Source organism: Mycobacterium sp. 3-98, from assembly GCF_035918355.1.
In the GTDB taxonomy this organism is placed as follows: Bacteria; Actinomycetota; Actinomycetes; order Mycobacteriales; family Mycobacteriaceae; genus Mycobacterium; species Mycobacterium intracellulare.
The window spans coordinates 715,904-741,580 of the sequence record NZ_CP142360.1 but is presented as its reverse complement, the minus strand read 5'-3'; the positions used below and the strand labels follow the sequence as shown (position 1 = coordinate 741,580).

Genomic DNA, 25,677 nt, shown 5'->3' with positions numbered 1-25,677 from the left:
GTCGATCGTTGTGAGACCGGTGAGGTAACCGCCATGGGGTGCAGTCTATTTCGGCGTGCCCGTGGCTGCGGCGTCAGGTTTTCGGTGTCAGATCCAGCGAGGTGATCGTCGTCATCCTCGTCACCAGCCAGCGGCTCTTTTGACGCTTCATGAACAACCGGTAGGACAGGTACTTCAGCGACGGCACGTTCTTGGTCAGCGGGCTGGTCGACGTGGTGTTGGTGTAGATGATGACCACGGCGTTGTTGTCGTCGAGCGATTCGACCGCCGCGCCGGTGACGTCGGTGTGGTTGGTGATCTTGGCCTGCTTGTTGGGCGCCACGATGGCGTCGACGAATTTGCGGTACTGCGCCGCGAAATCGCCGGTGAGATAGGCGGATGCGCGGTCGGCGAGGGTGTCCATGTTTTCCGGGGTGTAGGTCCACAGCGTGGTGATCGCGTTGGCCGCCGTGCGCGCGACGTTGATTTTCGTTTCGGCGACGGCCCGGTCGGTTAGGTAGGGCTGCACCATCGCGCCGGCGAACCCGGCGGAGCCGACGAACAGCACGGCGGCGACCAGGGCGACGATTGCCCATGCCTTGCCGGCGAGGCGCCGCTTGCGTGGCGCCGGCGCCGGGGCGTCCGCCGCCTGCTCGCCGGCGTCCTCGGTAGCCTCGGCGTCGGTGGCCTCGTCGGTAGCCTCGGCGTCGGTGGCGTCGTCGGTGGCCCCGGCGTCCGGCGCCGCAACGGTCGCCTCGTCAACGGTCGCCTCGTCCTCGGCGGTCAGATCACCTGCTGCAGGTTGCTGATCTTCCACTGGTTACCTTCCTGCGTCGCGGTTGCCGCCCAACGATTGGCGTTCTCCAAAACCTGTTTCTCGTCCGGTGATTTCGTGGTGATGGCCGTGGCCACCATGACATTGGCGCTGCCGTCGTCGTTCCATCGCTCCAGGCCGGCGTCGAGCACGCTGCCCGTGGCCGGTTCGGCACGGGCGACCTGAAGCAGGATCTCGTTGGCGTTCTTCTCGTACTGCTTGGCGAAATCGCCGGTCGCCTGGGCGAGTATCCGGTTCACGTAGTCGTTGGCGTGAAATGGGTCGATGGAGGTGAACTGCGTCATGAATCCGGTGACGTAGGTGAGCACCTCGCGGTCCCGGGAGGCGGCGCGCGCCCGGGATTCGTGGGAGCCCCACATCAGCGCGCAGACGCTGATCGCCGCGACCATCAGTACCGCCGCCGCCGTGGCGGCCAGCGGCACCAGCCATCCTTGCCGCGGCGGCACCGGGTGCTCGACGAGCAGTGGCCGCTCACCGGGCGTGAACTTGCGGCGCGGGCTCATTTTGCGTTCCCCGGCGGCTTGGGCTTGGACAGCACGGTGAGATCGTCGACGCGCCAAGCGTTTCCGCCGCCCTTGGCGAAGTTCACCCGCACGGTTGCGCTGATGTAGCGCACCTCGGGTGCCGCGCCGCGCCGTCCCTGCATGAACAGCAGCATGGTGGCCCGGTTCGGGGCGGCCGATTCGATCGAGCTGTTGGTGACCCAGTACTCGTTGATGACCGGGGTGCCCTTGCGCACCAGGTCCTGCTGGGCCGCCAACTGTCCGCGGTACTTGTCGGTCGCCAGCGACTGCGCCCGGGCGAAGTCGTCCTGCAGCGACTTGGGGTCATACGTCAGCATCTGGGCCACGATCTTGGGCCCCTGCGTGGCGATTTCGGCGCGGGTCTGATCGCTCGCCCGCTGTGGGGCGTACGCCGCGCCGTAGCTGAGCGCGGCGCCGCCCAGGCACACCGCCGTCGCGGCCAGCACCGCGCCCGCGGCCCAGCGCCGGACGTTCGGGGGCGCCTGGTCCGGCTGCAGGCGTCGCGCCTCGGTGCGCGCCACCATGTCGGCGAACGTGCGGCGACGCGAATCCCACAGCGGCCACAGCCATCCCACCACCGTCGCGGTGTCGAGCAGGTGGGCGACGTCGCGCAGCAGCAGCGTCCACGGCCCCGCGGCCTCACCGCCGCGACGCGTCACGGCGATGCCCGCCACGGCGCGGCCCAGGCTCCAGCCGAGGATCGTCGGTAGCAGCAACCGGTTGACCAGCATCGCCAGGACGGCGAGTCCCATGACGCAGATGGACACCCACCACCACACGCCGCGCGCCGGCACCGTGAGCGACACCAACGCCAGCGTCGCCAGCACCGCCACGCCCGGCAGCACGTCGATGGCGAAGGCGCCGACGCGAGAATGCCAGGGCGCCAAGGCTTCCCGCGGTGGCTCTGGGACGTCCGTGGGTGCAGTCTGTTCGACCACCACCGTCACTTCGTCACCTGGTCGAGTTTGGAGATCCTGTATTGCCCCTCGGCGAACGCCATTTTCACCCGCAGGCGGTAGCCGGTCTCGTTCTCAGTCTGATCGCTGGCCACCTTGACGCGGAGCGCGACAAGGATATTTATCGACCCGTCGGGGTTGTTGCGCTCGACCGCCGCCCGCACATCGGACACCTGAACGTGGATGTTCGCGGCCTGGTACGCCTGAACGAGCATGCTGGTGTACAGCAAGGCCTGCGTGCGGAAAGTGTCTGTGCCACATTCGATGATCTTCTGCTCAGCCGCGGTCATCGCGTTGGTGTCCGGCGCCTGCGTCGCCGTGACGCATTCGACCGCCGCCTTGAGCGCGGTGGCATCGTTGCGGGCGATCACCAGGCTGTCGCGGTGATAGCGCTGCGCGAGGTAGCCCCCCGCCCCGATCGCGCCCGCGCACAGGACCAGCAGCACCGCGATGGCGGCCAGCCACCCGCGTCCCACCCGCGACGGGCCGCGCGGCGCGGTCGCACCGGGCTCACCGGATTCCGCCGGATCCTGGGGGTCACCCTGCGGATCGGCCTGCTCGGCTCCGCTGTCGGGTGCCGTCGAATCCTCGTCCTTGTCTTCGGGGCTCAACGAATCGTCGTCCGTGTCGATGGGGTTCAGCCGGCTGGTGCCAGCATCTCCTTCCATCCGTCGTCTCCTGTTCTGGTCGAGTTCTCGACGGAGTATTTAACCCCGTCTGGCCCCACCAGTTCACCGCTTTGGGGACTGTAGACCGCCGTGGGAGGCCCGCTGGGGGTGTAGACACACGGGTTGGGTTGCTGGCCGTTGCACTGCACGCTACCCGAGCCCGGTCGCGACAACGGATCGCTGGTGGGCGGGGGAGTCCCCGCCACCCGGTCCGAGGGCGCGGGGTTGAGCCCGTTGTTGATCGACGGCGCGGGGATCACCATGCCCGGGCGCACCGACTGATCGCATCGCGCTCCCGGCGCGGGGCAGGTCAGGATCTGGTTGGGGTCGCCGTACCAGGGGTTGGTGCCCGCCGGAACGTACGGCTTGGGGTCGCGGCATTCCCGCGGGGTGGCCGCCCGTTTGCCCGGGATGTCCGTACAGGGGATGTTGCGCGACCCGCGCACGCTGTTGGCCGGGGTCTCCATCGGGATCTTGCAGTACGTGCCCGTCGGCAACGGCTGAATGCTGGTGTCCGCCGGGGACCGCCACTCCGAGGCCGGGATGAAGCCGGTCAGGCACGGCGGCGGCTGGTTGATCGACAGCGCCAGGTCGAGCGCGGCCATGTTCGGGAAGGGGGCGGCCACCGTCTGGGCGATCGACGCGCCCTGCGGAAGGAACACCAGGACCTGCTCGACGCCGGTGTGGTAGCGCTTGAGCAGGTCGAAGACGACCTCAAGGTTGGCCAGCGTCTGCGGCAGCGACTCCCGGACGCCGCTGAAGAGGTCGTTGACCTGATCGGCCGTCGGCGCCGCCTGGTGCAGCAGGCTTTTCAGACGCTGGTCCTGCTGCGCGGACTGGGCGGCGAGCCTGTTCAGGTTGCGTGCCCAGCGCTCGATGTTGTCGCGCGATTTGACCTGGCTGTCCAGCACCGGGCCGGAGTTCTCGATGATGTCGTTGACGTCGGTGATCTGGGTCTTGAAATCGCCGACGATGGCCTGGGTGGAGTCGACCAAGCGCTGCAGGGCGGGACCCAGCCCGCCGACGGATTGCGCCGTCTCGTCGAGCAGCTGGCCGATCTTTTCCTTGGGCAGCACCGCCAAGCCGCGGTTCGCCGTGTCCAGGGCCGGCCCGATTTCGGCGGGCACCGTGCCCTTGGTGATGGTCTGTCCGTCCGCGAGGTACTTGCCGGGGTTTCCGCTCGACACCAGGTCCAGGTATTGCTCACCGACGGCCGAGACCGAGTGCACGTTGGCGATCGTGTCGGTCGGGATCTTGTAGTGGCTGTCGATGCTCATCGTCGCCTCGGCGCCGCGCTCGGTCGGCTCGACGTCGGTGACCTTGCCGATGGTGATGCCGCGATAGGTGACATTCGCCGTCGGATACAGCCCGCCCGAGGCGGGCAGCTCGGCCTTCAGCGTGTACCGGCCGATGCCCATCAGGCTCGGGATCTGCAGGTAGTACACCCCGAGCACGAGCAGCGAGATGACGGTCAGGATCCCGAAGGCGATCAGCTGGCGTCGGATGAAGGGAGTCAGCAATTCCTGTCCCCCCTTTCCACCAGCGGTCCACCCGGCGCGTCATTCGGGTTCGGCGTGTAGCGCACGTCGGGGATCATCGTCTCGGGGTCACGCCCGAACGACTGCTCGAGCGCCCGCAGGGCTCCCGACAGCCCGGTCCCGGTCAGGAACGCGTTGTCGACCGCGCTGTAGGTCAGGTCCAGCGTCAACGAGATGTTGATGTAGTCGCCGCGGAAGATCTTCGGCACCGTGTCGATGTCGAACGGCTGCGTGAGGATCAACTTCAGCGCGCCGATCAGGTACGGCGAGGCCCGGCCGAGCTCCTTCAACGGGCATTGCAGCGCCTGCAGGTCGGTGTACAGCGGCGCTCGCGCCTCCGACAGGTACTGGTCGGCGACCTGGCTCAGGCGCCCCACCGAATCGACGGCGTTGATCAGCAGGTTTTGCGTGTCGGCGAAGTGTTTGATCAGCGGCGGGATGTCGGTGAGCACCCGGTCCAGGACATCCGCCCGCCCGCCGACGTAGGTCAGCAGCCGGTTGGTGGAGTCGATGGCGTGGGTGATGTCGTCGCGCTGCGCGTTGAGCTGGGTGGTGAAGGTGTCCAGCTTGCCGAGCAGGGACCGGATCGCCTCGCCGCGGCCGTTGAAGATGTTGTAGATCTCGTTCTGCAGCACCTCCAGGTTGGGGATGCCGCCGCCGCGCAGGATCAGCGAAAGGCTGGCCAGCGTCTGCTCGGTGGTGGGATACGCCGACGAGTTCTTCAGCGGAATGGTGTCGCCGTCCTTGAGCAGCTCGGGCGACGGGTTCGGCGGCGACGCGAGCTCGACGTGCTGCGAACCCAGCAGCGAGGTCTGGCCGATCTTGGCGGTGGCGTTCTTGGGCAGCTTGGTGTGCTTGTCCAAGCCCAGCGTCAGGGTGGCCACCCAGTTCTTCAGGTTGATGGCCTTGATCGAGCCGACGAACACGTCGGCCACCATCACCTTGCTGTTGCCGTTGATCGCCAGGGTGTCGGGCACCTGCACATAGATGGTCATCGATCCCGCGCCGCTGCCGGGGCCGCCCGGAATCGAGACGTTCGAGATGCCCTTCCAGCCACACGAGCTCAGCACCATCGCGGCCACCAGCAGGGTCAACCCCTGCCAGGCCCGGTGCCGGATCAGCCTCATCGCGCTCGTCACTGGCCACCTCCGAAGTCAGCGGCCGACGCCGGCCCGCCAGCGTTCGGCGCGGGCGCGGACACCGGCGCCGGGGTCGGCGCCACGGGACCCGGGGCCACGCCCGGCCCGGGCGGCGGCGGCTGGATCGGCACCGGGGCGTTCAGTCCCATCGGCGGCAGGATCGGGTTCTCGTCGTAGGCGTTCGGCGGACCCGGCGGGGTCTGCAGGTTCGACTGGACGGGTTCGATGTTCGGGCCACCCATGAGCTCTTCCAACGACTCCGGCGTCATCAGGCCCGCGGTGATGGGACCGACCTGCTGACCCTGCATGCCCGGGGCGACGATCCAGCCCGGCTGGGTGTTGCGGTGCGAGGTCGGGGTGTCGGGCACCCAGATGCCGGGGACGGTCGTGTCCTTGTACCCGTTGGGCGGCTGCAACCGCGGCTCGGAGTAGGCCACTTGCTTGGGCAATGTCTCGGCGGTGCTGAACAGGTTCAGGCCGAACGGCGGGTAGTTGAACTTGATCGCGTCGAGGATCGGCGCCAGGTACTGCGCGCACAGTTCGGCCGACTCCTGGTACCCAAGCCGGCTGCCGGCCTGGATCGCGCTACAGATGAACTGCATCGGGTTGGCGAAGTTGGTGATCGACGGGATGGCGACCACCGATCCGTGCGACGGGTGATAGATCTGGTTGATGTTCGCCGCGGCTGTCGGAAGGACGTGCAGCGCGGTCTCCAAACCGTTCAGCGAATCCGGTTGCAGCAACGCGTTCGTCGCGGTCTCCAGGTTGTTGACGTCGTAGGTCAGCACCCCGGCGTTCTTGTCGAGCCAGGGGCGCACGGTGGTGAGCAGGCTGTCGAACTGCTGGATCGCGTTGGACAGGTCGGTGTCGTTATGCGCGAGCCGGGTGGTGAAGTCGGCCAGGTTTTGGTTGAGCGCGACGAACTGCGCGTCGTCTTGGTGCAGCGCGTTGACGAACAGCGCCAGGCTGCGCACCACGGCGAAGAAGTCGCCGCGGCCCTCGTTCAATGCGGTCAACGCCTGCGACAGGTTGCTCAGCGTGGTGTTGAACTGCTTGCCCTTGCCGGCCAGCCCGTTGGCGAACGACTCGATGACCTCACCGAACGGGCCCTTCGGCTGCTCGGCGGTGGGACCCAGCTTCGAGATGATGTTGGTGATGCTGTTGCGCAGCTGGTCCCATTCGACCGGAACCTGGGTGCGCTCTTCGGGGATCACGGCGTTATCGGCCAGCACCGGACCGCCCTTGTACGGCGGCTCCAGCTGGATGGCGCGCGAGGCCACCAGGGTGGGGTTGAGGATCACCGCCGACGCGTTGGCCGGCACCCGGTATTTGTTCTCGTAGTGGAAGGTGACCTTCATCTTGTCGCCGGTGGGCTCGATCTTGTCGATCGCACCCACCCGCAGGCCCATGATCTGGACCTTGTCCCCCGGGTACAGAGCGTTGGCCGCCGGGAAGTAGGCCACCACGGTGTTGTTGGTCAGCTTCTCGTAGAGCCGCCAGCCGACGTAGCCGACGACGAGGGCCAGCACGATCACCAGTGATCCGATGATCACCGACGCCCGGGACAGCTTCGGGAGTCGAATGTTGCGGATGTCAAAGATGGTGCTCAATTCTGGCTACCTCCCGTGACACCGCTGCCTCCGGCTCCACCGGGGTTGATGAACGGCGCCGGCAACTGGTTGCCCGGCCCGGGCGGTGCCGGCGGACCCGGCGGTAGCCCCGGCGCGAACGTCGACGGCGGCGGCACCGGTCCGGCCGGCGCCAGGTTCTCGGTACGCGCACCCGGGGGCGCCTGCGTCGGCAACGGGACGGGTGTCCCGGGCACGTCCGGCGGCGGGTCGCCCGGCCGGCCCGCGATATTGATGCCGGGCGTGGGTGGCAGGCCCGCGGGGTTCGGCGGTGACGTCATCACGTCCACCGGCGCCGGGAAGCCCGGTCCACCGAACGGCCCGGACACCGCACCCGCACAGGGCAGCGGGTTGTCGGGGCGGGGCAGCCCGTCCGCCGCCGGCGTGTACGAGCACGGCGATCCCGGAGGGACGGCCGGCCCCGGGTGGTCGGGCGTGCCCTCGAGCACCGGGGGCGCCGGGGGCGGCGCGCCGTTGGGGAACCGGGTGCCGTTGGGGTCGGGGAACCGGTAGGCCGGCAATCCGGCGCTGCGCCAGAAGTCCTCCGGGTCGATCCCACGCTTCTTGAACGCCGCGTCGACCCACGGCTGCGAAATCTGATACAGGGCCAGGTTGTGCAGGACCACCTTGAAGAACGGTCCCGAGGCGATGGCCTCGTTCAACGACGGCAGGAACTTGCCGACCTCGGTGAGCCCATTGGCAAGGTCGTCTTTGCGCTGCACCAGGATGTCGCTGAGCGTGCGCAATTGCTCGAGCACGTGATTGATGTTCGGGTTGTCGTCGAGCAGCCCCTTGACCTGTTCGGAGAAGGCGGCGATGTTGGCCAGCAAGGCGTTGATGGCCTGGCCGCGCTCGTTGAAGGCGGCCAGGAGCGTTTTCGCATTGACCAAGGCCCGGTCGATCTGGTCGCTGCGATCCCCCAGGACGCCGGCCACCTGGTTGGCCTGGGCGAGCAGGTGCTTGACCTCCTCGTCGCGCTTGCCGATCGTGTCGGAGAACTTGGCCACCCCTTCGAGCGCCGGGCTCAGGTGCGGGTAGGTCTGGTCGATGGTCTGGGAGAGCACGTGCAGGGACTGCTTGACGGTATCGATGTCCCAGCCCTGGGCGGCCTTGGTGACGTCGAAGAACGCGTCGTAAATCTGGTACGGCGTGGTGCTTTGGCCCAGCGGCAGACTCGCCCCGGGCCGCAGGGGCTGGTTGCCGCGGGCCTCGACGTCGAGGATCTTCTTCCCCAGGATGGTGTCGGTCTTGATCGCCAGCCGGCTCTCGGTGCCGATGGTGTTGGTGCCGATGGAGAACTTCAACCGGATGTGGTCCCCGTCGATCTTGATGCCCTCCACCTTGCCGACGTCCAGGCCGGCGATACGCACTTTGTCGCCGGTGTTGATGCCGCCGGAGTCGGTGAACTGGCCGTAGTAGCTCGGCTTGGCGAACAGCATCGGGACGCTGGTGAAGCTTTGGCCGACGCCGATCACGAGCACCGTCACGACGATGCCCATCAGCCCGATGCGGACCCGGTTCGGCGGTTCCAGTGTTCTCATTGCGGCGTGCACCTACCCGTCGGCTGCTGGAACAACCGGACCGTGCGGACCGGGCCGCCGGCCTGCAGACCGTTGATCTTGAGGGTGATGTCGCAGGCGTAGAAGTTCACGAAGTCCCCGTAGGAGCCGATCGCGCGCCCGATCATGTTCAGCGCTGTGGGCACCTTCTTCAGGTAGTCCTGCAGTTGGTCTTGCTGGTCGATCAGCGGCTGCTGAACGGCGTCCAGGTAGTTGATCGTCTTGTGCAGTAGCGCTCGGTCCTCGGCGAGCAGGTCGGCGACCGTCCCGGCGGCGTTGCTGATGTGGGCGAACCCCGCGGCCTGCGAGTCGCCGTGGTTCTTGAGGCCGGTGATCAACACCTCGAGCTTGTCGACCGTCTGGTCGAATTGCTGCCGGTGCCGGACCGTGGTGTCCAAGACGATGTTCAGGTTCTTGATGACCTCACCGATCGCTTGGTCGCGCTCGCCGAGCTGGTTGGTCAGCTGCGCGGTGTTGTCGAGGATGTCGTTGATGGTGCCGCCCTGGCCCTGGAACACGGTGACCAGCGCGGTCGCGATGGTGTTGACCTTCTGTGGGTCGAGCGCCCGGAACAGTGGCTTGAAACCGCCGATCAGGGCGTCGAGGTCGAGCGCCGGCGTCGTCCGCGACAAGGGGATGAACCCGCCGGGCGGCAGGACCTTGTCCGCGCCTTCGCCCTGACCGCGTTTGATCTCCAGGTAGCGGTTACCGATCAGGTCGAGGTAGCGGATCTGGGCGGTCGTCGACTGGTACAGCGGGATGGAGCGGTCGACGTTGAATTTCACCCGGGCGCGCTTGCCGCCGTCGACCAGCTCCACCTTGTCGACCTTGCCGACCTCGACGCCCGAGGCGCGGACGAACTGGCCCGCCCGCAGGCCGCTGATGTTGCTGAATTCCGCCGAATACCCGTTGGTGCGGTCGAAGCGCATCTGACCGAACACCACGAAGATCATCACGGTGAAGATCAACAGCACCACCGAGAAGATGCTGAGCCTGGTAATGGTTCCGGAGATTTTCATGGGTTGATCGTGTTATCCCCTACCTGGCGTCCCCAGACATACTCGATCGCGTACGGCGATCCGGTGTCCAGGTGGTTGTACGGCGCGATGCTGTTGCCGGAGTCCATCACCAACTCCGGTGCCGGCCACAGATCGTGGGTGAGCGGCTGCCAGCAACCGGGGGCGCCGCCGGGGCCGCCGCGGGCGTTCACCCGCGGCAGGTTCTCGGGCCAGACGTAGGGGTTGGGCGCCCCACCGACCAAACCTGCCGTGGCACCGAGCCCAAGCGTGAGCGCGGCGACGGCGACCAGCGACAGCGGGTTGGCGATCAGGCCCAGCCCGGACAGGGCCTGGGTGTGGCTGTTGAGCGAGTAGCCGTTGCCGCCCAGGAACGAGGCGGCCTTGGGCTCGATGTCGTGGTAATTGCGGACCGCGCAGAACAGTTCGGGGCTGTAGGTGTCGAGCAGCTGGGCCGTGGGCACCAGATCGGCGGCCCCGCGCGCCAGATACGGGCCGCCCTTGGTGAACAGGTCCGCGCCGGTGTTGCCGAACCCGGCCGCCGACAACAACGCCTGATCCAGATCCTTTTGCTGCGCGTTGATCGTGCGCGAGGTGACCACCGCGTTGTTCAAGAAGTCGAACAGATCCGGCGAGGCGTCCGCATAGGTGTCGCCCAGCGCCGCCAACTGCTGAATGTCCTTGCGCGCCTGCGGCATCCGCGGATTCACCTCATCCAAAACCGCGTTCGCATTCACCACCGACTGCCCGAACTTCTCCCCCAGCCCGGCCAACGACTGCGCCGCCGCGCTCAACGTCAGATTCAACTTGACCGGATCGACCTTCTGCGCGATCGAGGTGATCGTCTGAAACAGCGTGTTGATCTCGGTGGTCACCGAACGCGCGTCGAGCACGGTGTGCGCCGAGATCTTCTGCGGCGACGGGTGCGCCGGCGTCGTCAACGACACGTACTTGCCACCGAACACCGTCGTCGCCTTGATATCGGCATTCACATTGGACGGGATCAACGCCAAATACCGCGGATAGACCTCCAGCGTGAACTTCGCCGCCGGCTTGCCGTCGCGCACCGTCTCCGCGATGCTGCCGACCCGCCCGATCTCCACCCCGTTGTAGGTCACCTTCGAGCCCGGATCCATCACCAGACCGGCCCGCGACGCCAGCATCGTCAGGTTGGTCTTGGGGGTGAAGTCGCCGCGGAACTGGCCGTAGACGAAACCGAGGACCAGCGCGGCGATCACCAGCGCCGCCAACCCGGCCCACTTGTACGGCGGGGTCCGGGGGGCGTTGGTCTGGATCGGCGCTGACATGGCTACACCGTGAGCGCGAAGTTGGGGTTGACGCCATAGAGCGCCAACGCGGCGGCCAACACGACAACCTGCACCGACACCAGCGAGAAGCGCATCGATCGGCCGACGGCCTCGCCCACGCCGACCGGCCCGCCGCCGGCGTTGTAGCCGTAGAAGCAGTGGGTGATCATGACGACCGCGGTGATAAGGATGGCTTCCAGGAACGACCAGAAGACGTCGTCGGGGCGCAGGAACGTCCGGAAGTAGTGCTCGTAGGTGCCGTTGGATTGTCCGTAGAGCACGGTCGTGGTGATCTGCGGCGACAGGAACGACATGATCATCGCCAGCGCGTACAGCGGGATGATCACCACCAGCCCGGCCATGATCCGGGTGGTCGCCAGGAACGAAATCGACTTGATACCCATCACTTCCAGCGCGTCGATCTCCTCGCTGATGCGCATCGCGCCCAGCTCGGCCGTCGCGCCGGCGCCGACCGTGGCGGCCATCGCGATGCCGGTGACGACGGGCGCGGCGATGCGCACGTTGATCAGCGCGGCGAAGAATCCGGTGAACGCCTCGACGCCGATGTTGCCCAGCGAGGCGAACCCCTGGATCGCGACCAGGGAGCTACCGGACAACGTCACGAAGCCGACGATGGCGACGGTGCCGCCGATGACGGCCATGGCGCCGGTGCCCATCCCGATCTGGGCGACCAGACGCAGGGTTTCCTTGCGGTAGTTGCGCAGCGCGTGCGGGATGTGTGCCAGGGCCACCCCGCCGAACCACGCCATCTGGCCGATGTCGTCGAGCCCGCGCGCCGCGGCCAGGCCGTAGCGGTTGAGATTCTCTGCGGCCCGCGGGAAGCGGGAGCGAAAGACGGTGGTCGTCGACATGTCAGTGCCCCGTCCCGAATCGCACGCCGATCGTGGTCAGCACGACGTTGACCGCATACAGCGCGACGACGCAGAGCACGACGGTCTCGTTGACGGCGGTGCCCAGGCCTTTGGATCCGCCGCGCACCGTCAGCCCGCGGAAGCAGCCGACCAGTCCGGCGATCAGGCCGAAGACCGCGGCCTTGACCGTCGCGATGACGACCTCGGGCAGGCCGGTGATGGTGGTCAGGGTGGCCAGGTACGCCCCTCCCGACACGTTCTGCAGGTAGACGCCGAACAGGTAGCCGCCGACCAGGCCGACGGTGATCACCAGGCCGTTGAGCAGGGTGGCGACCAGGGTCGCGGCGATCACCCGGGGCACCACCAGCCGGTGGATCGGGTCGATGCCGAGCACCTCCATCGCGTCGATCTCTTCGCGGATGGTGCGCGCGCCCAGGTCGGCGCAGATCGCCGTCGACCCGGCCCCGGCGACCACCAGCACCGTGGTGAGCGGGCCGAGCTGGGTGACCGCGCCGATCGCCGCGCCGGCGCCGGACAGGTCGGCGGCGCCGAACTGCGCCAGCAAAACGTTGAGGGTGAAGATCAGCAGCACCGTCAGCGGGATCGACACCATGATCGTCGGCAGGAACGCCACCCGCATGATGAACCAACACTGCAGGACGAATTCGCGCCACTGGAACGGCCAGCGGAACAGGGCTTTCCCGGTGAGCACGCACATCCGGAAGAACCCGCCGACAAGCTCCAGCGGGGTTTGCAGTTGATCGCGCACATAGCCGACCAGGTAGGGGCCCCGTCGACTAGTCGACGTCGAAGTCACCGCTGCCCCCTCTGGCCGTCACCGCGCGCCGTCCGGCGCCGCGGCGGAACATATAGCACGCCCCCTCCTCGCCCCGATTCGACGTCTGTGACCATCGGCTCCCTACTGGCAAGTAGTAACGGAGACCACAGGAATGTACCCGATGGCCAAGCACGTGTGAACCGCATCCGCACAATTAACCCTTCGCCAACGACTGGCAAACGTTACAGCTCCTGCCCAATTTCCTTTCTGGTCCTAAAACCTCTTGCCCTAGAATGGATTTAGTCGATTTTTGCGGCCCCGTAGCGGATCCGCAGCTCAGTTTTGAGCACCTTGCCGGCCGGGTTGCGCGGCAGCGCGTCGACGATCTCGAGCGCCTTCGGGTGCTTGTAGCGCGCCAGTCGCTCGGTCAGGAACTCGTCCAACTCGTCGAGCGCCAACCCCTCGCCCGCCACCGCGGCGACCGCGATCGGCACCTCGCCCCACTTGTCGTGGGCCCGGCCGATGACGGCGACTTCGACGATGCTCGGGTGGCTGGCCAGGACGTTCTCCACCTCGGCGCAGTAGATGTTCTCGCCACCCGAGATGATCATGTCCTTCTTGCGGTCGACCACCCACACGTAGCCGTCGGAGTCCATGCGGACCAGGTCGCCGGAGTGGAACCAGCCGCCGGCGAACGCTTCCGCCGTCGCCTCGGGATTGTTCCAGTAGCCGCTCATCAAAGTTGGTGCGCGATAAACGATTTCACCGACCTCGCCGATGGGCACGTCGTTCATGTTCTCGTCGACGACCCGGGCGGCGACCGTCGGGATCACCTTGCCGACCGAGCCGCGCTTCCGGATGGCGTCCTCGCCGAGCAACATGCAGGTGACCGGCGACATCTCCGTCTGGCCGAACGCGGCCAGGATCTGGGTGCCGGGAAACCTCGCCGACATCTCCCGCAGCAGCGCGTCGGGAGCCGGGGCGGCACCCCACGAGATCACCCGCAGTTTCAGGTCGCGCGGGCGCGCCTGTTGCTCGGCGCAGACCGCCTGCCACTGCGCGGGAACCAGAAAAATCCCGGTGACCTTTTCTGCCGCCAGCACGTCGAGGAGCTGCCCGGGCTCGAACGCGCCGAGCGGGTAGATGACCGTGGGGATGCCGAGCAGCACCCCGGTCAGCAAGTTGCCGATGCCGGCGATGTGGAAGAACGGCACCCCGATGAACCCGACGTCGCTGTTGATGTCGGCGCCGTTGGTGTACAGCCCGGTCATCGTCTGTCCGGTCAGGTTGGTGTGGGTGAGCACGGCGCCCTTGGGGCGGCCGGTGGTGCCCGAGGTGTACATGATCAGCGCCGGCGAGTCGTTCGGGATGTCGACGGGTTGGTGCGACTCCCCGGTCTCGTTGACGAGGTCTTCGTAACCGAGCACGGTGTCGTCGGTCGAACCGCCGGCGACCACGATGGTGCCGAGCATCGACTCGATGTCGCGCACGCCGGTTGCCACCGGGGCGAGCACCGATTCGGTGATGATCACCCGCGCTTCGCAATCCTGGACCAGGAAGGCGATTTCGGCCGCGGTCAGCCGGAAGTTCAGCGGCACGGCGATGGCGCCGAGCATGTTGATGGCCAGCACCGATTCGACGAACTCGGTGCGGTTGAGCATCAGGATCATGACGCGGTCGCCGAAGCCGACACCCCGGCGGCTCAGCGCGTCGGCCAGCGCCGCCACCCGGCCGCGCAGTTCGCCCCACGTCAGGGTCTTGCCCAGGAACCTCAGCGCGGTCGCGTTCGGCTGCATCAGCGCGTGCCGCTCGAGTTGGTTCACCCAGTTCTGCCGCCGGGCGAGGTACGGCTGCTCTGTCAGATGGTCTGCCAATTGCGCGGTCAAACTCGACACTTCCCTTCACTCGCGCACCGCCTGCGCCAGGTTGATATTTGATAAAACATAGTGTTGTGTGGGTCACACTATGGCTTTGACGGTCCACTGACAAGTCCTCGACAAGCGCCCGTCAAGGTCCGTCAAAACTTGAATCCCGTCCCGCCAAGTCACTGAAAGTCCTGGCAGACCCTGTGAACGCACCGATGTCCATGCAGCCGAGGAGCCGGCGGCCGCTGCGGCGGGCTCAGCTGTCCGATGAGGTCGCGGGCCATCTGCGGGCGTCGATCATGTCCGGAACGCTGCGTCCGGGGACGTTCATCCGTCTCGACGAGACCGCCGCCCAGCTAGGGGTCAGCGTCACCCCGGTGCGCGAAGCCCTGCTGAAGTTGCGCGGCGAGGGCATGGTGCAGCTGGAGCCGCACCGCGGCCACGTCGTATTGCCGCTCACCCGCCAGGACATCGAGGACATCTTCTGGCTGCAGGCCTCGATCGCCAAGGAGCTGGCGGCGGCGGCCACCGACCACATCACCGACGCCGAGATCGACGAGCTGGACCGCATCAACGATTCGCTCGCCGCGGCCGTCGGATCCGGCGACGCCGAGACCATCGCGGGCATCGAGTTCGCCTTTCACCGGGTCTTCAACCAGGCCAGCGGCCGGATCAAGCTGGCGTGGTTCCTGCTCAACGCCGCCCGCTATATGCCGGTACTGGTGTACGCGGCCGATCCGCACTGGGGCAAGGCCGCCGTCGACAACCACCGGAAGCTGATCGCCGCGCTGCGCCACCGCGACACCGCCGCGGTGATCGAGCACACCGTATGGCAGTTCACCGACGCGGCGGCCCGGCTGACCGAGATGCGCGACCGCGCCGGCAACCCCTTCTAGCGGCGATCGCGAGCGCGGCGCAGCCGGGCGAAGCGGGTCGCCGCCAACTCCTAGCGGCGATCGCGAGCGCGGCGCAGCCGGGCGAAGCGGGTCGCCGCCAACTCCTAGCGGCGATCGCGAGCGCGGCGTAGCCGGGCGAAGCGGGTCGCCGCCAATTTCTAGGTCGCGGCCAGCTGCTCGGCGCGCTGCTTGAGGCTCTCGGCGAGGTGGTCGAGGACGTTGTTGAGGAGCTGCTTGACCATCGGCGCCGGGACCGGCATCGACGTTTCGACGTCCAGGTCCACGGTCAGCAGGCTGGAAGCGCCCATGGCCACCACGGAGAAGAGCTGCTCCTGCTTGGTGAACAGGTCTCCCTGCTGCAGGACGGTCTGGATCTGGTTTTCCCCCGGGTAGTACACGGCCTGGATGAACATGCTCTGCATGCCCTGGTAATCGGTGTCGAGCCGCAGCTGGCTGGGCCGCCCGTCGTCATAGCGGGCGAGCACCCAGAGACCCTTGATCTCCTCGTTCCACTGCGGGTAGGCCTCGAAATCGCCGACGATCTTCATGATCAACCCGGCGTCGGCGCCGATCTCGACGGTCTTGCTCAACACTGGCATGCGCGCAGCATAACGGGGTGCGCGAAAACCCCAGCGCAGGGCGGTATCTGGGCCCGGAGCTAGGCCGATTCGCCGACGCTGGCCGTCGACAGCAGGGTCCGGACGGGGTCGGGAATCGGGACGGACTTGCGCGTAACCCGGTCGACGTAGACGTGCACCCAATGTCCCAGCGCGGTGATCGGCCGCGGGTCGCCGTCACCGGACTCGAACACGCCCAGCCGGTAGGTGACGCTGCTGCGGCCCAGCCGGGTCACGGCCAGGCCCACCGTGAGGTCCTGGGGGAAATGCAGTTCGGAGAAGTAGCGGCAGCCCGACTCGGCGACGATGCCCAGCGCCGGCGTGGTGATCGGGTCCAGCCCGGTGGCGGTGTTGATCCAGGCGTTGATCGCGGTGTCGAACAACTGGTAGTAGACGGCGTTGTTGAGGTGGCCGAACATGTCGTTGTCGGCCCATCGCGTCCCGACGGGCCACAGCACCGGGAAGTCGTTGCTGGTCAACCCGTCCGGGGCGGGGGGAACTACTGGAGCCGACGCCATGGTTGTATTCCAGCATGTCCGGAATTCGGGGCGCGGTACTGGAGCACATCGGGGCGCCCCGGCCCTACGCGCGGTCGCGGCCCATCAGCATCGCCGACGTCGACCTCGCGCCGCCGGGTCGCGACGAGGTGCTGGTCCGCATCGAGGCGGCCGGCCTCTGCCACTCCGACCTGTCGGTGGTCGACGGCAACCGGGTGCGCCCGGTGCCGATGCTGCTCGGCCACGAGGCCGCCGGGATCGTCGAGCGGGTCGGTGACGGTGTCGGCGATGTGGCCGTCGGCCAGCGGGTGGTGCTGGTGTTCCTGCCGCGCTGCGGCCATTGCGCGGCGTGCGCGACCGAAGGCCTGACGCCGTGCGAGCCGGGCAGCGCCGCCAACGGCGCCGGCACCCTGCTGGGCGGCGACATCCGGCTCAGCCGGGCCGGCCAACCGGTGTTTCACCACCTCGGGGTCTCGGGATTCGCGACGCACGCGGTCGTCAATCGGGCCAGCACGGTCGCGGTGCCGCCCGACGTGCCCGCCGATGTCGCCGCGCTGTTGGGGTGCGCGGTGCTCACCGGCGGCGGCGCGGTGCTCAACGTGGGGCAGCCGCGGCCGGGCCAGACGGTCGCCGTGGTCGGGCTGGGCGGCGTCGGGATGGCGGCGCTGCTCACCGCCCTCACCTATGACGACGTGCGCGTCGTCGCCGTCGACCAGTTGCCCGACAAGTTGGCCGCCGCCCGCGCCCTGGGCGCCCACGAGGCCTACACGCCGCAGCAGGCCGACGACGCGCGGGTGAAGGCGGCCGTGGTCGTCGAGGCCGTCGGCCACCCCGCCGCGCTCGAGACCGCGATCGCCTTGACCGCGCCGGGCGGGCGCACCATCACCGTCGGCTTGCCCCCGCCGGACGCCCGGATCACGGTGTCGCCGTTGGGTTTTGTGGCCGAGGGCCGGTCGCTGATCGGCAGCTATCTCGGTTCGGCGGTGCCCAGCCGGGACATTCCGCGGTTCGTCGAGCTGTGGCGTTCCGGCCGGCTGCCGGTGCAATCGCTGGTGTCGTCGACGATCGCGCTCGACGACATCAACGAGGCGATGGACCACCTGGCCGACGGCACCGCCGTGCGCCAGCTGATCCGATTCGACGCCTAGTCGCCGTGCAGCGCGCCGGCCAGCGCCTCGCCTTGCAGCGCGAACAGGCGTTGCGAGCCCGGCCATTCCGGCAGCAGTGAGTCGAATCCATGGCAGGCGCGCGCAAACACGTGCAGCTCCGCCGAGATCCCGGCGTGCAGCAGCCGCAGCGCATAGTCGATGGCCTCGTCGCGGAAGGGATCGATCTCCGCGCAGGTGATCAAAGCCGGTGCCAGCCCGGCGAATTCGGGTCGCCGTGCGGGCACCGCGGCCTCCGGCGCGGCCTTTGGGTCGAGGTAGTGGCGCCACATCAGCTCGGCACCCTCGCCGTCGAACGCGGGACTGGTGCGGAACTCCGACTTGGATCCGGTGGGCCGGTCGTCGAGCACCGGCTGGTGCAGCAGCTGGAACACCACCGGCGGCAAGGATCCATCGGCGGCGCGCTGCGCCAGGCATGCGGCCAGGGCGGCGCCGGCGCTGCTGCCCGCGACGGCCACCCGCGCCGGGTCCACGCCGAGCGACGCCGCGTCGTCGATCACCCAGCGCAGCACGGCGCTCGCGTCGTCGAGCGCGGCCGGATAGGGGTGCTCCGGAGCCAGCCGGTAGTCCACCGACACCACCGTGCAGCGACCGCGTCGGGCGAGCTCCACGCACTGGCGGTGATCGGTGTCCAGGTTGCCCAGCGCGAAACCGCCGGCGTGGCAATACACGAGGGCGGGCGCCGGGGCTGGGCCACCGCGATAGATGCGCACCCCGACGCCGGCCGCGTTGTCCTCGTCGATCCGGACGTCACCGGCGTCGGTCTGCTCGGCGGTGATGCGGCGGCGTTCGTTGAACGGTCCACGCGTCAGCTGGATCGCGGCGGCCGAGAAGTCCGTGCGCGTGGTCGCCAGTGCGCGCAGCGCCGGGTCGAGGCGGTCAGCGCCGTCGAGCTCCGTCATCGGGTGCCCCGCTCGGGCACGGCGACCGGGGACGCGGCGGAGGTGGCGGGCGGTTCGAAACGGAAGTCGGCGGGCCTGAACCTGCGCGTCATCCCCCAGAAGGTTCGGGCGCTGCGCGGCCACTGGGTGACCACGCGCCCGTTGGGGGCGCGGAAGTAGTTGCTGCACTGGGTGGTCCAGACGGTGCCCACCATCCAGCGGTCGATCTTGGCGACGAACTCGGCCAGCGCCGAGGCACGCACCGCGACGTAGCGTTTGCGGCGGCGGCGCAGGTGCCGCAGCGCCCGCACGATGTAGCGCGCCTGGGCTTCGAGGATGAAGATGACGCTGTTGGAGCCGACGTTGGTGTTCGGCCCGTACAGCATGAAGAAATTGGGGAAATCAGGCATGGCCATGCCGAGGTAGGCGTGCGCGCCGTCGCGCCAGACCTGCCGCAGCGTGATTCCGTGTTCGCCGGAAACGTCCAGCTCCCCGAGATAGTCGGCGGCGGCGTAGCCGGTGGCGCACACCACCAGGTCGACCTCGCGTTCGGTGCCGTCTTCGGTCACCAGGGACCGGGCGCGCAGGGAGCGCGCCGGGCTGGTCACCACCTCGACGTTGGGGCGGGTCAGCGCGGGCAGGTAGTCCGACGAGAACACCAGCCGCTTGCAGCCCATCGGATGGTCCGGTGTGAGCTTGCGGCGCAATTCGTCGTCGTCGACCGTGTTTTCGAGCAGCCGCAGGGCGAGGGCGGTGAATTGCTCGGTCTTTTCGCTGCCGTGCTCGATCACCGCGATGTTGGATTCGCTGCGCAGCCACAGCCGGGTGCGGTAGATCTTCTTGGCGAACGGGAGGTGCGCGAAGGCCCAGCGCTCCCCCCGGGTGTAGCGCCGGTCGGGCTTGGGCAGTATCCAGGTGGGCGATCGTTGCACCGAATACACCGTGCCGGCCACTTTGGCCAATTCGGGGATCAGCTGGGAGGCCGTCGACCCGGTGCCGAGCACCGCAATCTTCTTGCCTTCCAGCGGGATCGAGTGGTCCCAGCGTGACGAGTGCATCACCGTTCCGGTGAAGGGCTCTTCCTCGACGAGGTCGGGCAGCAGCGGCCGGGTGAACAGGCCCACGGCCGAGACGACGACGTTGAAGTGGTGCTGTTCGCCGGTCGCGGTGGTCAGGCACCATCGCTGGGTGTCCGAATCCCATCGTGCGGAACGGATTTCGGTGCGCAGTTTCAGGTGGGTCCCCAGGCCGTGCTTGTCGGCGCTGCGCTGGAAGTAGTCCAGGATTTCGGGTTGGCCCGACCACAGCCGTGACCAGTGGGCGTTCAGGTCGAACGAGAACGAGTAGAGGTGCGACTTGACGTCGCACGCCAGTCCCGGATAGGTGTTGATCCGCCAGGTGCCCCCGACGCCATCCTCGCGGTCGAAGATGGTGAAGTCACGAAACCCGGCGCGTGACAGCATGATTCCCAGCGCCAGGCCGCCCGGGCCGGCGCCGATGATGCCGACCGACAGGTCGGTCATCGGATCTGCAGGCATTGACCACCGTCGATGATGAGTTCGGAGCCGGTGATGAACGACGCCTCGCCGGAGACCAGGAACGCCACGGCGTCGGCGACTTCGTCGGCGCGGCCTATCCGCCCGAACATCGATGCGGCGGCGAGCCGGGTCTGGGTGGTCTCGTCGAGCATCGTGGTGGCGATCGGCCCGGGGAACACGGCGTTGACCCGGATGCCGGAGGGCGCGAGTTCGGCGGCGGCGGTCTGGGTCAGGCCGCGCAGCGCCCACTTCGACGAGCCGTAGGCGCCATGCTGGGGGAACGGGCGGATCGCGCCGGTGCTGCAGATGTTGACGATGGAGGCGTCGGGCGCCGCGCGCAGGTGTTCGAGCGTGGCGCGCATGCCGAGGAACGCGCCCAGACAGTTGACCCGCCACGAGTTTTCGAATCCTTCGGCGGTCTCCTCGGTCAACGACGCCCGGTGTAGCACGCCGGCGCAGTTGACCAGCGTGCTCAGCGACCCGAAGCGCTCGACCACCGCCGCCACCGCGGAGTCCCACTGCCGCTCCGCGGTGACGTCGAGCTCCACCGCGATCAGTTCCTCGTCGCCCGATTCGCGCACCGCGGCGGCGAGATCGTCGGCCCGCCGATCGCAGGCCGCCACCGAAAACCCCTTGGCGCGTAGCCGTTCGGCGATGGCCCGGCCCTGCCCGCCGGCCGCGCCGGTCACCAGTGCGACACGTGGATTCATGCCGGCGTCACCTCCGGGCTCTCGGCCAATCCGCCGCTGGTGATGAAGCGGCACCGGCGCCGCGCGAAACGCCACTGGCCGTCCACGCGGGTCAGCTCGTCGTCGTAGAGGGCGGGCCGCAACTGCAGATCGCCGCACCGGACGAACAGCACCTGCGATCGGGCGCTCGCGCGGTCCCCGTCGACTGTGATCCGCGAGACGCCGGTCAGATGCAGGCCGCGCGCCGCGGCGCGGAACATGTCGGCGATCCCGTCATGGCCCGCGAAAGTCCGGCCGTACGCCAGGAATTCGCCGTCGGGGGCGAACAGCCGGACGCAACCGTCGACATCACCGGCGTCGAGAGCGAGCGCGTAGCCGGCGATCAAATCGCGGATCGCTACCGCGTCGTCCGGCGGGTAGGCGGTCATTGCGTCGCCTCACGCAGGTGTTCGGCGGCCCCGCGCCGCAGCGCCTGGGACTCGGCGGCCAGGGTGATCATGCCGAAGCCCAACCGCGCCATGGCCTGGCCCGTCATGCCGTCGCCGGCGTGGATGCCGGTGACCAGGCCCGCGTCCGAGGCCGCCCGGTGGATGCGCGTGATCGCGTCGAGCACCTCGGGGTGCCGGGTCGCCCCGAGGACGCCGGCGCCCATGGAGATGGCGAGATCGGCCGGGCCGACGTAGATTCCGGTCAGGCCGTCGACGGCGCAGATCTCCTCGATGCCGGAGAGCGCCGCCGCGGTCTCGATCATCGCGAACACGCTCACCCGGGATTCGTGGCCGGCGGGGTCGGCACCCAGGCTGGCGCGCAGCGGTCCGAAGCTGCGCACGCCCGCCGGCGGGTAGCGGGTGGCGGCCACGGCGGCGGCGGCCTCGCCGGCCGACTCGATCATCGCGATGATGACGGCGTCGGCCCCGGCGTCGGCCACCCGCCCGATCGGCGCGGTATCGGCGTTGGGCAGGCGCACGACGGTGGCCAGCGGCAGGTGTTCGGTGCGGCGCAGCATGCGGGCGATGCCGGCGTCGTCGAGATAGCCGTGCTGGGCGTCGAATCCGACGTAGTCGTAACCGGCGCGGGCGAATTCCTCGGGTCCCAGCCAGGTGGGGCCGGTGACCCAGCCGCCGAAGATGGCGGGCTTGCTGCTGAGCGCCAGTTGCAGATTGCCCGGCGAAGCGTCGGTCACGGTCGGCCCCTCACCCGGCGATCGCAATCTTGATGCGCTCGGCCACCGGTCGGCAGGCCAGCTCGAACGCGTCCTGCACCTGCTCGACGCCGAACGTGTGGGTGAGGTACGCGCCGAGCAGCCAGGGATGCTCGGCGGCGAACTTGCTCGCGAGCTCCAGCATCCGCCGACGGTCAAGCGTCACACCGGATTTCAGCGTCAGGTTGTTGCGCAGCATGGCCCGCATGCTGATGGGATACATCTCGTCGTCGGCGACACCGAAGTAGAAGACGGTGCCGCCGGGGGCGGTGGCGTCGATGGCGTGGGTGAGGGTGGCCACCTGGTGACCGACCGCCTCGATGACGACGTCGGCGCGGTCCCCCGGTTCCAGCTGACTCGCCCAGCGGTCGCTGGTGGCGCGCACCGGTTCGTCGACGCCGAATGCCCTTGCCACATCGCGGCGGTCGATCGGATCGACCCCGGTGACGCGGCGCGCACCGGCCGCCTTGGCGACGTAGGAGAACAGCAGGCCGATCGATCCCTGGCCGATGATCGCGACGCGCCGCCCGGCCAGATCGCCGAGCTGCTCGCAGGCGTAGAGCACACAGGCCAGCGGTTGCAGGCCGATCGCCTGCGCCGGCGTCAGCGCCGGGTCGTAGGGCGCCAAACCGTCGCCGTCGGTGACGATGCGTTCCATCATGCCGTCGAACCCGGAGGCCCAGCCGACGACGAGGTCCCCGAGGCGGTGCGCGGGGTGGCGGCTGGCGATCACCTCGCCGGCGACCTCGTGGATGGGGAAGCCGTCCTTCTCGGGTCCGCTGCGACCGTCGTCGCCGGGGATTCGGCCCTTGGCGCCGCGAAACGCGGGCAGATCGCTGCCGCAGACGCCGGCCGCCAGGAACCGCAGCAGCACCTGCCCGTCGGTCAGGGACTCAGGGGCGGTGTCGGCGATCGTCGTCCGCTCGAACAGATACGGGGCGATGAGCCGGTAGGACCACACCTCAGACCTCCACCGGGATGTTGTTCCAGCCCCATTGGAAGCTGGACGGCAACCGGGTGGCGGCGTGGGTCTGGATCGCGTAGTCGGGCACCCGACGCAGCCATTCGGCAAGCAGCACATCGATTTCCAGCCTGGCCAGGTGGTAGCCGATGCAGAAGTGCTGGCCGCGGCCGAACGCCAGCGAGCGGCGGATCGGCCGGTCCCAGATGAACTCGTCGGGCTCGGGGTATTCCCGCTCGTCGCGGCTGGCCGAGGCGAGCAGGGTGATGACGCGCTGGCCGGGATTGATGGTCTGACCGTGAATGTCGAAGGGCTTGCGCGCCGTTCGCGCGAACCACTGCGCGGGCGCGCAGTATCGGATCATCTCCTCGCGGGCGACGGGCACGTTGCGTTCGGGGTCGGCGCGCACGGCGGCCAGCTGGTCGGTCCGCCGGCTGAGCTCCCACAGCCCGTGGGCGACGATCTTGGGGACCGTCTCGGTCCCGCCGATGAAGATGCACAGCATCTGGGTGGCGACTTCCATGTCGTCCAGCGCGCTGCCGTCGGGCAGGTGGTAGCCGAGCAGGCCGTCGACCACGTCCAGCGGCGGCCCGGACCGGTCGGCGCGGCGGCGCGCGACCGCGGGCAGCAGGAACTCGAAATAGTTCGGGCGCGCCTGCCCGGTGTCCACGCCGACACCCGGCTGGGCGAGGCTGCCGGCGTTGACCGCGGCGAGGACCTGCGGCGCGAGATCGGTGGGGATGCCCAGCAATTCGCAGACAACCGCGGCCACCACGACGCCGCCGTAATCCTGGGTCAGGTCGAACGCACCGCGCGGCAGCAGCAGGTCGAGCCGTTCGTTGGCCAGCTCCCGGATCCTGCCCTCGAGGTCGGTGACCGACCGCGGCCGAAACGGCCGGGAGTGCGTGCGCCGGATCTCGCCGTACAGGTCGGCGTCGAACATGGCGTGGAACGGCAGGGGGTGCAGCGGTGGGTCGTCGACCGGACCCGAGTTGTGTTGGGCCAGCACCGATGCCGCGGGCAGGGTGCCCTCCGAGGCGACGAACGTGCCGTTGTTGACCTCCAGGACCTTCCAGATGTCCTCGAAGCGCGACAGCGCGAAGGTGTCCCACTGCGGCATGTAATACACCGGGTGGTGGTCGCGCAGGATTCGGTAGTACGGCAACGGGTTTGCCATCACCGCAGCGTCGAAGGGATCGTAGCTGAAGTCGGTGTGGTCCATGGGTCCTTGGCGCTCGGTCACTGCAGCGGTGAGGGCGGGAGGGCCTGCAGGATGGAATCTTCCCACCCGTCACGCAACGCGGGGGCCACGCTCATCCAGGTGACGATCTCGGCGGGCGGGCTCTCCTTCCACGAGGGGTAGTGCTCGGCGAAGCAGTCCCAGCCCCCGTCCAGCGCCCAGTAGTGGATGACCTCGTTGAAGCGGAAGGTCGTGGTGAACGAACCGAGCCAGCGTTTTCCGGTGCGTTCCGACCACGGCACGTAGAGCCGCTCGAGCTCCCGGATGTAGTCGTCCTGGCGGCCCGGCTTGGTCTGCATGATCTCCTGAATCACCAGCGGCGCAGTGAAATTCGCCTCACGCAGCTGGGCGAGCGTCCTGTTGCTGGGTCCGGCGTACATGATGCGGCCCTCGCCCGAGGCGCCGAGGTCGGCCAGAAACGCCGACCATTTTCCGGCCGCGGCCTCATGACTGCCGCCGCGGGCCTGGGCCGCGCCGATCCTGGCGTAGTCGGCGAACCCGTCGATCTCCCAGATGACCGTCACCTGCGGCCAGTGCCCGTTGTACGCGGTGGACTCCCAGATCGCGAACAACCGGGCGCCCAGTTGCTCCATCATCGGCTGGTAGGTGTCGGCGAAGATCTCGGTGAACCGGTCGCTGCGTCCGGATCCCAGCGAGATCGTCTCGTGCAGGTAGAGCAGCGCGTGTTTGTGGTACTTCTTCATGGGCCTAGTCGAGCCGGATCAGCTCGGAGTCGGCCCCCGACCCCACGTCGCACAGCAGTGTTTCGATGGGGGCGACCGTGGCGTCCGAAATGCCCGCTGCCGCAAGCGCATAGCCCTTGAACATGCGCGCCGCACCGCTGAGCAGGTGCTGGGCGCGGGTCGTGGCGCGATGCACTCCCAGGGGCCACCCGTCGCCCCACAACGCGACTTCCGTCAGCCGGTTGTCCAGCGACTCGAGCACGGCGTCACGCACCCGGGCGTCGGCGGTGAAGGCGTCCGCGCTGACGGCCAGGCTGGTCGAGCCCGCCCCCAGCGCGGCCAGGGACGACTCGAGGTCGGCAACCCGCACCCCCAGGATCCGCAGCGATCGGGTGTCGCGGCCCTGGGGCAGCAGGACCGTCACCTCCCAGCCGGCCATCGCCCGGTCGTAGAGCCACCCCCCGGCCGATTGCACGACGTCGACGGCGCTGGCGGCGACGACGTCCAGTCGATAGCGCAGGCCATCACTGGTGGCCTGGGTTGCTCGGGCGGCGTCGGTCTTGCTGATGTCGAACGTTGGAGCGACCATCGATCCATTCCTCACCACGGCCCCAACGACTCCGTTGGCGGGCCTCAAGCACTTG

General features: G+C 68.4%; 26 protein-coding genes. 2 read left to right on the top strand and 24 right to left on the bottom strand.

The window, feature by feature from the left end; all coding sequences use genetic code 11:
* Positions 1-73: 73 nt before the first annotated feature.
* The 13 genes from QGN30_RS03680 to fadD5 all read right to left on the bottom strand — a co-directional run bounded on the left by QGN30_RS03680 (position 74) and on the right by fadD5 (position 14,685).
* Complete coding sequence (locus QGN30_RS03680) at positions 74-796, bottom strand: hypothetical protein (RefSeq protein WP_014383477.1); 723 nt, start codon at positions 794-796, stop codon at positions 74-76.
* A complete protein-coding gene (locus tag QGN30_RS03675) occupies positions 763-1,317 on the bottom strand; it encodes a hypothetical protein (RefSeq protein ID WP_038538058.1) in 555 nt (184 codons plus the stop codon). Before QGN30_RS03675 ends, QGN30_RS03680 begins: the two co-directional genes overlap by 34 nt.
* Positions 1,314-2,285, bottom strand: coding sequence for an RDD family protein (locus tag QGN30_RS03670; RefSeq protein WP_038538061.1), 972 nt, complete (start codon positions 2,283-2,285; stop codon positions 1,314-1,316). The genes QGN30_RS03675 and QGN30_RS03670 overlap by 4 nt, the downstream gene beginning before the upstream one ends.
* Positions 2,282-2,962 (bottom strand): Mce protein, encoded by a 681-nt coding sequence (locus QGN30_RS03665; protein ID WP_201359431.1) that lies wholly within the window; start codon positions 2,960-2,962, stop codon positions 2,282-2,284. Before QGN30_RS03665 ends, QGN30_RS03670 begins: the two co-directional genes overlap by 4 nt.
* Entirely contained in the window at positions 2,932-4,482 is a 1,551-nt protein-coding gene (locus tag QGN30_RS03660) for a virulence factor Mce family protein (RefSeq protein ID WP_014381454.1), read from the bottom strand. The genes QGN30_RS03665 and QGN30_RS03660 overlap by 31 nt, the downstream gene beginning before the upstream one ends.
* Positions 4,476-5,627, bottom strand: coding sequence for a virulence factor Mce family protein (locus QGN30_RS03655; protein WP_014381455.1), 1,152 nt, complete (start codon positions 5,625-5,627; stop codon positions 4,476-4,478). Before QGN30_RS03655 ends, QGN30_RS03660 begins: the two co-directional genes overlap by 7 nt.
* Positions 5,628-5,635: 8 nt before the next feature.
* Positions 5,636-7,249 (bottom strand): virulence factor Mce family protein, encoded by a 1,614-nt coding sequence (locus tag QGN30_RS03650; RefSeq protein WP_014381456.1) that lies wholly within the window; start codon positions 7,247-7,249, stop codon positions 5,636-5,638.
* On the bottom strand, positions 7,246-8,808 hold the full coding sequence (locus QGN30_RS03645; protein ID WP_009957841.1) for a virulence factor Mce family protein: 1,563 nt from the start codon (positions 8,806-8,808) through the stop codon (positions 7,246-7,248). The genes QGN30_RS03650 and QGN30_RS03645 overlap by 4 nt, the downstream gene beginning before the upstream one ends.
* The gene (locus tag QGN30_RS03640; protein WP_009957839.1) at positions 8,805-9,845 is read right to left on the bottom strand and encodes a virulence factor Mce family protein; all 1,041 of its coding nucleotides are present in this window, start codon (positions 9,843-9,845) and stop codon (positions 8,805-8,807) included. Before QGN30_RS03640 ends, QGN30_RS03645 begins: the two co-directional genes overlap by 4 nt.
* Positions 9,842-11,149: an MCE family protein gene (locus QGN30_RS03635; protein ID WP_248923277.1), complete on the bottom strand. Its 1,308-nt coding sequence runs from the start codon at positions 11,147-11,149 to the stop codon at positions 9,842-9,844. The genes QGN30_RS03640 and QGN30_RS03635 overlap by 4 nt, the downstream gene beginning before the upstream one ends.
* A gap of 2 nt (positions 11,150-11,151) precedes the next feature.
* Entirely contained in the window at positions 11,152-12,021 is an 870-nt protein-coding gene (locus QGN30_RS03630; protein ID WP_008261964.1) for an MlaE family ABC transporter permease, read from the bottom strand.
* Between the two features lies 1 nt (position 12,022).
* Positions 12,023-12,838 carry an MlaE family ABC transporter permease gene (locus QGN30_RS03625; protein WP_014381458.1) on the bottom strand — a complete coding sequence of 272 codons (816 nt, stop codon included), beginning with the start codon at positions 12,836-12,838 and terminating at the stop codon, positions 12,023-12,025.
* A 260-nt stretch (positions 12,839-13,098) separates the two neighbouring features.
* Positions 13,099-14,685, bottom strand: a complete 1,587-nt coding sequence (fadD5, locus tag QGN30_RS03620; protein WP_009957279.1) for a fatty-acid--CoA ligase FadD5 — start codon at positions 14,683-14,685, stop codon at positions 13,099-13,101.
* A gap of 194 nt (positions 14,686-14,879) precedes the next feature.
* Here fadD5 and QGN30_RS03615 point away from each other — a divergent pair, with 194 nt between their 5' ends.
* Complete coding sequence (locus tag QGN30_RS03615) at positions 14,880-15,560, top strand: GntR family transcriptional regulator (protein ID WP_179300695.1); 681 nt, start codon at positions 14,880-14,882, stop codon at positions 15,558-15,560.
* A 158-nt stretch (positions 15,561-15,718) separates the two neighbouring features.
* On the opposite strand, the gene QGN30_RS03610 is transcribed toward QGN30_RS03615, so the two are convergent.
* Both QGN30_RS03610 and QGN30_RS03605 read right to left on the bottom strand, forming a co-directional pair.
* Complete coding sequence (locus QGN30_RS03610) at positions 15,719-16,159, bottom strand: SRPBCC family protein (RefSeq protein ID WP_008261971.1); 441 nt, start codon at positions 16,157-16,159, stop codon at positions 15,719-15,721.
* A gap of 59 nt (positions 16,160-16,218) precedes the next feature.
* Positions 16,219-16,695: an acyl-CoA thioesterase gene (locus QGN30_RS03605; protein WP_044059224.1), complete on the bottom strand. Its 477-nt coding sequence runs from the start codon at positions 16,693-16,695 to the stop codon at positions 16,219-16,221.
* A gap of 14 nt (positions 16,696-16,709) precedes the next feature.
* Here QGN30_RS03605 and QGN30_RS03600 point away from each other — a divergent pair, with 14 nt between their 5' ends.
* Complete coding sequence (locus tag QGN30_RS03600; protein WP_248923278.1) at positions 16,710-17,822, top strand: alcohol dehydrogenase catalytic domain-containing protein; 1,113 nt, start codon at positions 16,710-16,712, stop codon at positions 17,820-17,822.
* Here the strand turns inward: QGN30_RS03600 and QGN30_RS03595 are convergent.
* The 9 genes from QGN30_RS03595 to QGN30_RS03555 are packed head-to-tail and all read right to left on the bottom strand — an operon-like array spanning position 17,819 to position 25,622.
* Positions 17,819-18,742: an alpha/beta hydrolase gene (locus QGN30_RS03595; RefSeq protein ID WP_014381462.1), complete on the bottom strand. Its 924-nt coding sequence runs from the start codon at positions 18,740-18,742 to the stop codon at positions 17,819-17,821. The genes QGN30_RS03600 and QGN30_RS03595 overlap by 4 nt on opposite strands.
* Positions 18,739-20,259 carry a flavin-containing monooxygenase gene (locus tag QGN30_RS03590; RefSeq protein ID WP_416366844.1) on the bottom strand — a complete coding sequence of 507 codons (1,521 nt, stop codon included), beginning with the start codon at positions 20,257-20,259 and terminating at the stop codon, positions 18,739-18,741. The genes QGN30_RS03595 and QGN30_RS03590 overlap by 4 nt, the downstream gene beginning before the upstream one ends.
* A complete protein-coding gene (locus QGN30_RS03585; protein ID WP_201406146.1) occupies positions 20,241-20,969 on the bottom strand; it encodes an SDR family NAD(P)-dependent oxidoreductase in 729 nt (242 codons plus the stop codon). Before QGN30_RS03585 ends, QGN30_RS03590 begins: the two co-directional genes overlap by 19 nt.
* Complete coding sequence (locus tag QGN30_RS03580; RefSeq protein ID WP_201406147.1) at positions 20,966-21,376, bottom strand: nuclear transport factor 2 family protein; 411 nt, start codon at positions 21,374-21,376, stop codon at positions 20,966-20,968. The genes QGN30_RS03585 and QGN30_RS03580 overlap by 4 nt, the downstream gene beginning before the upstream one ends.
* Entirely contained in the window at positions 21,373-22,131 is a 759-nt protein-coding gene (locus QGN30_RS03575; protein ID WP_201406148.1) for an HpcH/HpaI aldolase family protein, read from the bottom strand. Before QGN30_RS03575 ends, QGN30_RS03580 begins: the two co-directional genes overlap by 4 nt.
* A 10-nt stretch (positions 22,132-22,141) precedes the next feature.
* Complete coding sequence (locus QGN30_RS03570; protein ID WP_201406149.1) at positions 22,142-23,110, bottom strand: zinc-binding dehydrogenase; 969 nt, start codon at positions 23,108-23,110, stop codon at positions 22,142-22,144.
* Between the two features lies 1 nt (position 23,111).
* Positions 23,112-24,332 (bottom strand): cytochrome P450, encoded by a 1,221-nt coding sequence (locus QGN30_RS03565; RefSeq protein WP_326566395.1) that lies wholly within the window; start codon positions 24,330-24,332, stop codon positions 23,112-23,114.
* A 17-nt stretch (positions 24,333-24,349) separates the two neighbouring features.
* Positions 24,350-25,054 carry an NIPSNAP family protein gene (locus QGN30_RS03560; protein ID WP_326566393.1) on the bottom strand — a complete coding sequence of 235 codons (705 nt, stop codon included), beginning with the start codon at positions 25,052-25,054 and terminating at the stop codon, positions 24,350-24,352.
* Between the two features lie 4 nt (positions 25,055-25,058).
* The gene (locus tag QGN30_RS03555) at positions 25,059-25,622 is read right to left on the bottom strand and encodes a hypothetical protein (protein ID WP_067169507.1); all 564 of its coding nucleotides are present in this window, start codon (positions 25,620-25,622) and stop codon (positions 25,059-25,061) included.
* Between the last annotated feature and the right edge of the window lie 55 nt (positions 25,623-25,677).

Bases quoted from the DNA above. Each gene is read 5' to 3' on its own strand.
- QGN30_RS03675 (WP_038538058.1), bottom strand. From the start codon at position 1,317: ATGAGCCCGCGCCGCAAGTTCACGCCCGGTGAGCGGCCACTGCTCGTC.
- QGN30_RS03665 (WP_201359431.1), bottom strand. From the start codon at position 2,962: ATGGAAGGAGATGCTGGCACCAGCCGGCTGAACCCCATCGACACGGAC.
- QGN30_RS03655 (WP_014381455.1), bottom strand. From the start codon at position 5,627: ATGAGGCTGATCCGGCACCGGGCCTGGCAGGGGTTGACCCTGCTGGTG.
- QGN30_RS03645 (WP_009957841.1), bottom strand. From the start codon at position 8,808: ATGAGAACACTGGAACCGCCGAACCGGGTCCGCATCGGGCTGATGGGC.
- QGN30_RS03640 (WP_009957839.1), bottom strand. From the start codon at position 9,845: ATGAAAATCTCCGGAACCATTACCAGGCTCAGCATCTTCTCGGTGGTG.
- QGN30_RS03635 (WP_248923277.1), bottom strand. From the start codon at position 11,149: ATGTCAGCGCCGATCCAGACCAACGCCCCCCGGACCCCGCCGTACAAG.
- QGN30_RS03630 (WP_008261964.1), bottom strand. From the start codon at position 12,021: ATGTCGACGACCACCGTCTTTCGCTCCCGCTTCCCGCGGGCCGCAGAG.
- QGN30_RS03615 (WP_179300695.1), top strand. From the start codon at position 14,880: ATGTCCATGCAGCCGAGGAGCCGGCGGCCGCTGCGGCGGGCTCAGCTG.
- QGN30_RS03610 (WP_008261971.1), bottom strand. From the start codon at position 16,159: ATGCCAGTGTTGAGCAAGACCGTCGAGATCGGCGCCGACGCCGGGTTG.
- QGN30_RS03605 (WP_044059224.1), bottom strand. From the start codon at position 16,695: ATGGCGTCGGCTCCAGTAGTTCCCCCCGCCCCGGACGGGTTGACCAGC.
- QGN30_RS03600 (WP_248923278.1), top strand. From the start codon at position 16,710: ATGTCCGGAATTCGGGGCGCGGTACTGGAGCACATCGGGGCGCCCCGG.
- QGN30_RS03595 (WP_014381462.1), bottom strand. From the start codon at position 18,742: ATGACGGAGCTCGACGGCGCTGACCGCCTCGACCCGGCGCTGCGCGCA.
- QGN30_RS03590 (WP_416366844.1), bottom strand. From the start codon at position 20,259: ATGCCTGCAGATCCGATGACCGACCTGTCGGTCGGCATCATCGGCGCC.
- QGN30_RS03585 (WP_201406146.1), bottom strand. From the start codon at position 20,969: ATGAATCCACGTGTCGCACTGGTGACCGGCGCGGCCGGCGGGCAGGGC.
- QGN30_RS03580 (WP_201406147.1), bottom strand. From the start codon at position 21,376: ATGACCGCCTACCCGCCGGACGACGCGGTAGCGATCCGCGATTTGATC.
- QGN30_RS03565 (WP_326566395.1), bottom strand. From the start codon at position 24,332: ATGGACCACACCGACTTCAGCTACGATCCCTTCGACGCTGCGGTGATG.
- QGN30_RS03560 (WP_326566393.1), bottom strand. From the start codon at position 25,054: ATGAAGAAGTACCACAAACACGCGCTGCTCTACCTGCACGAGACGATC.
- QGN30_RS03555 (WP_067169507.1), bottom strand. From the start codon at position 25,622: ATGGTCGCTCCAACGTTCGACATCAGCAAGACCGACGCCGCCCGAGCA.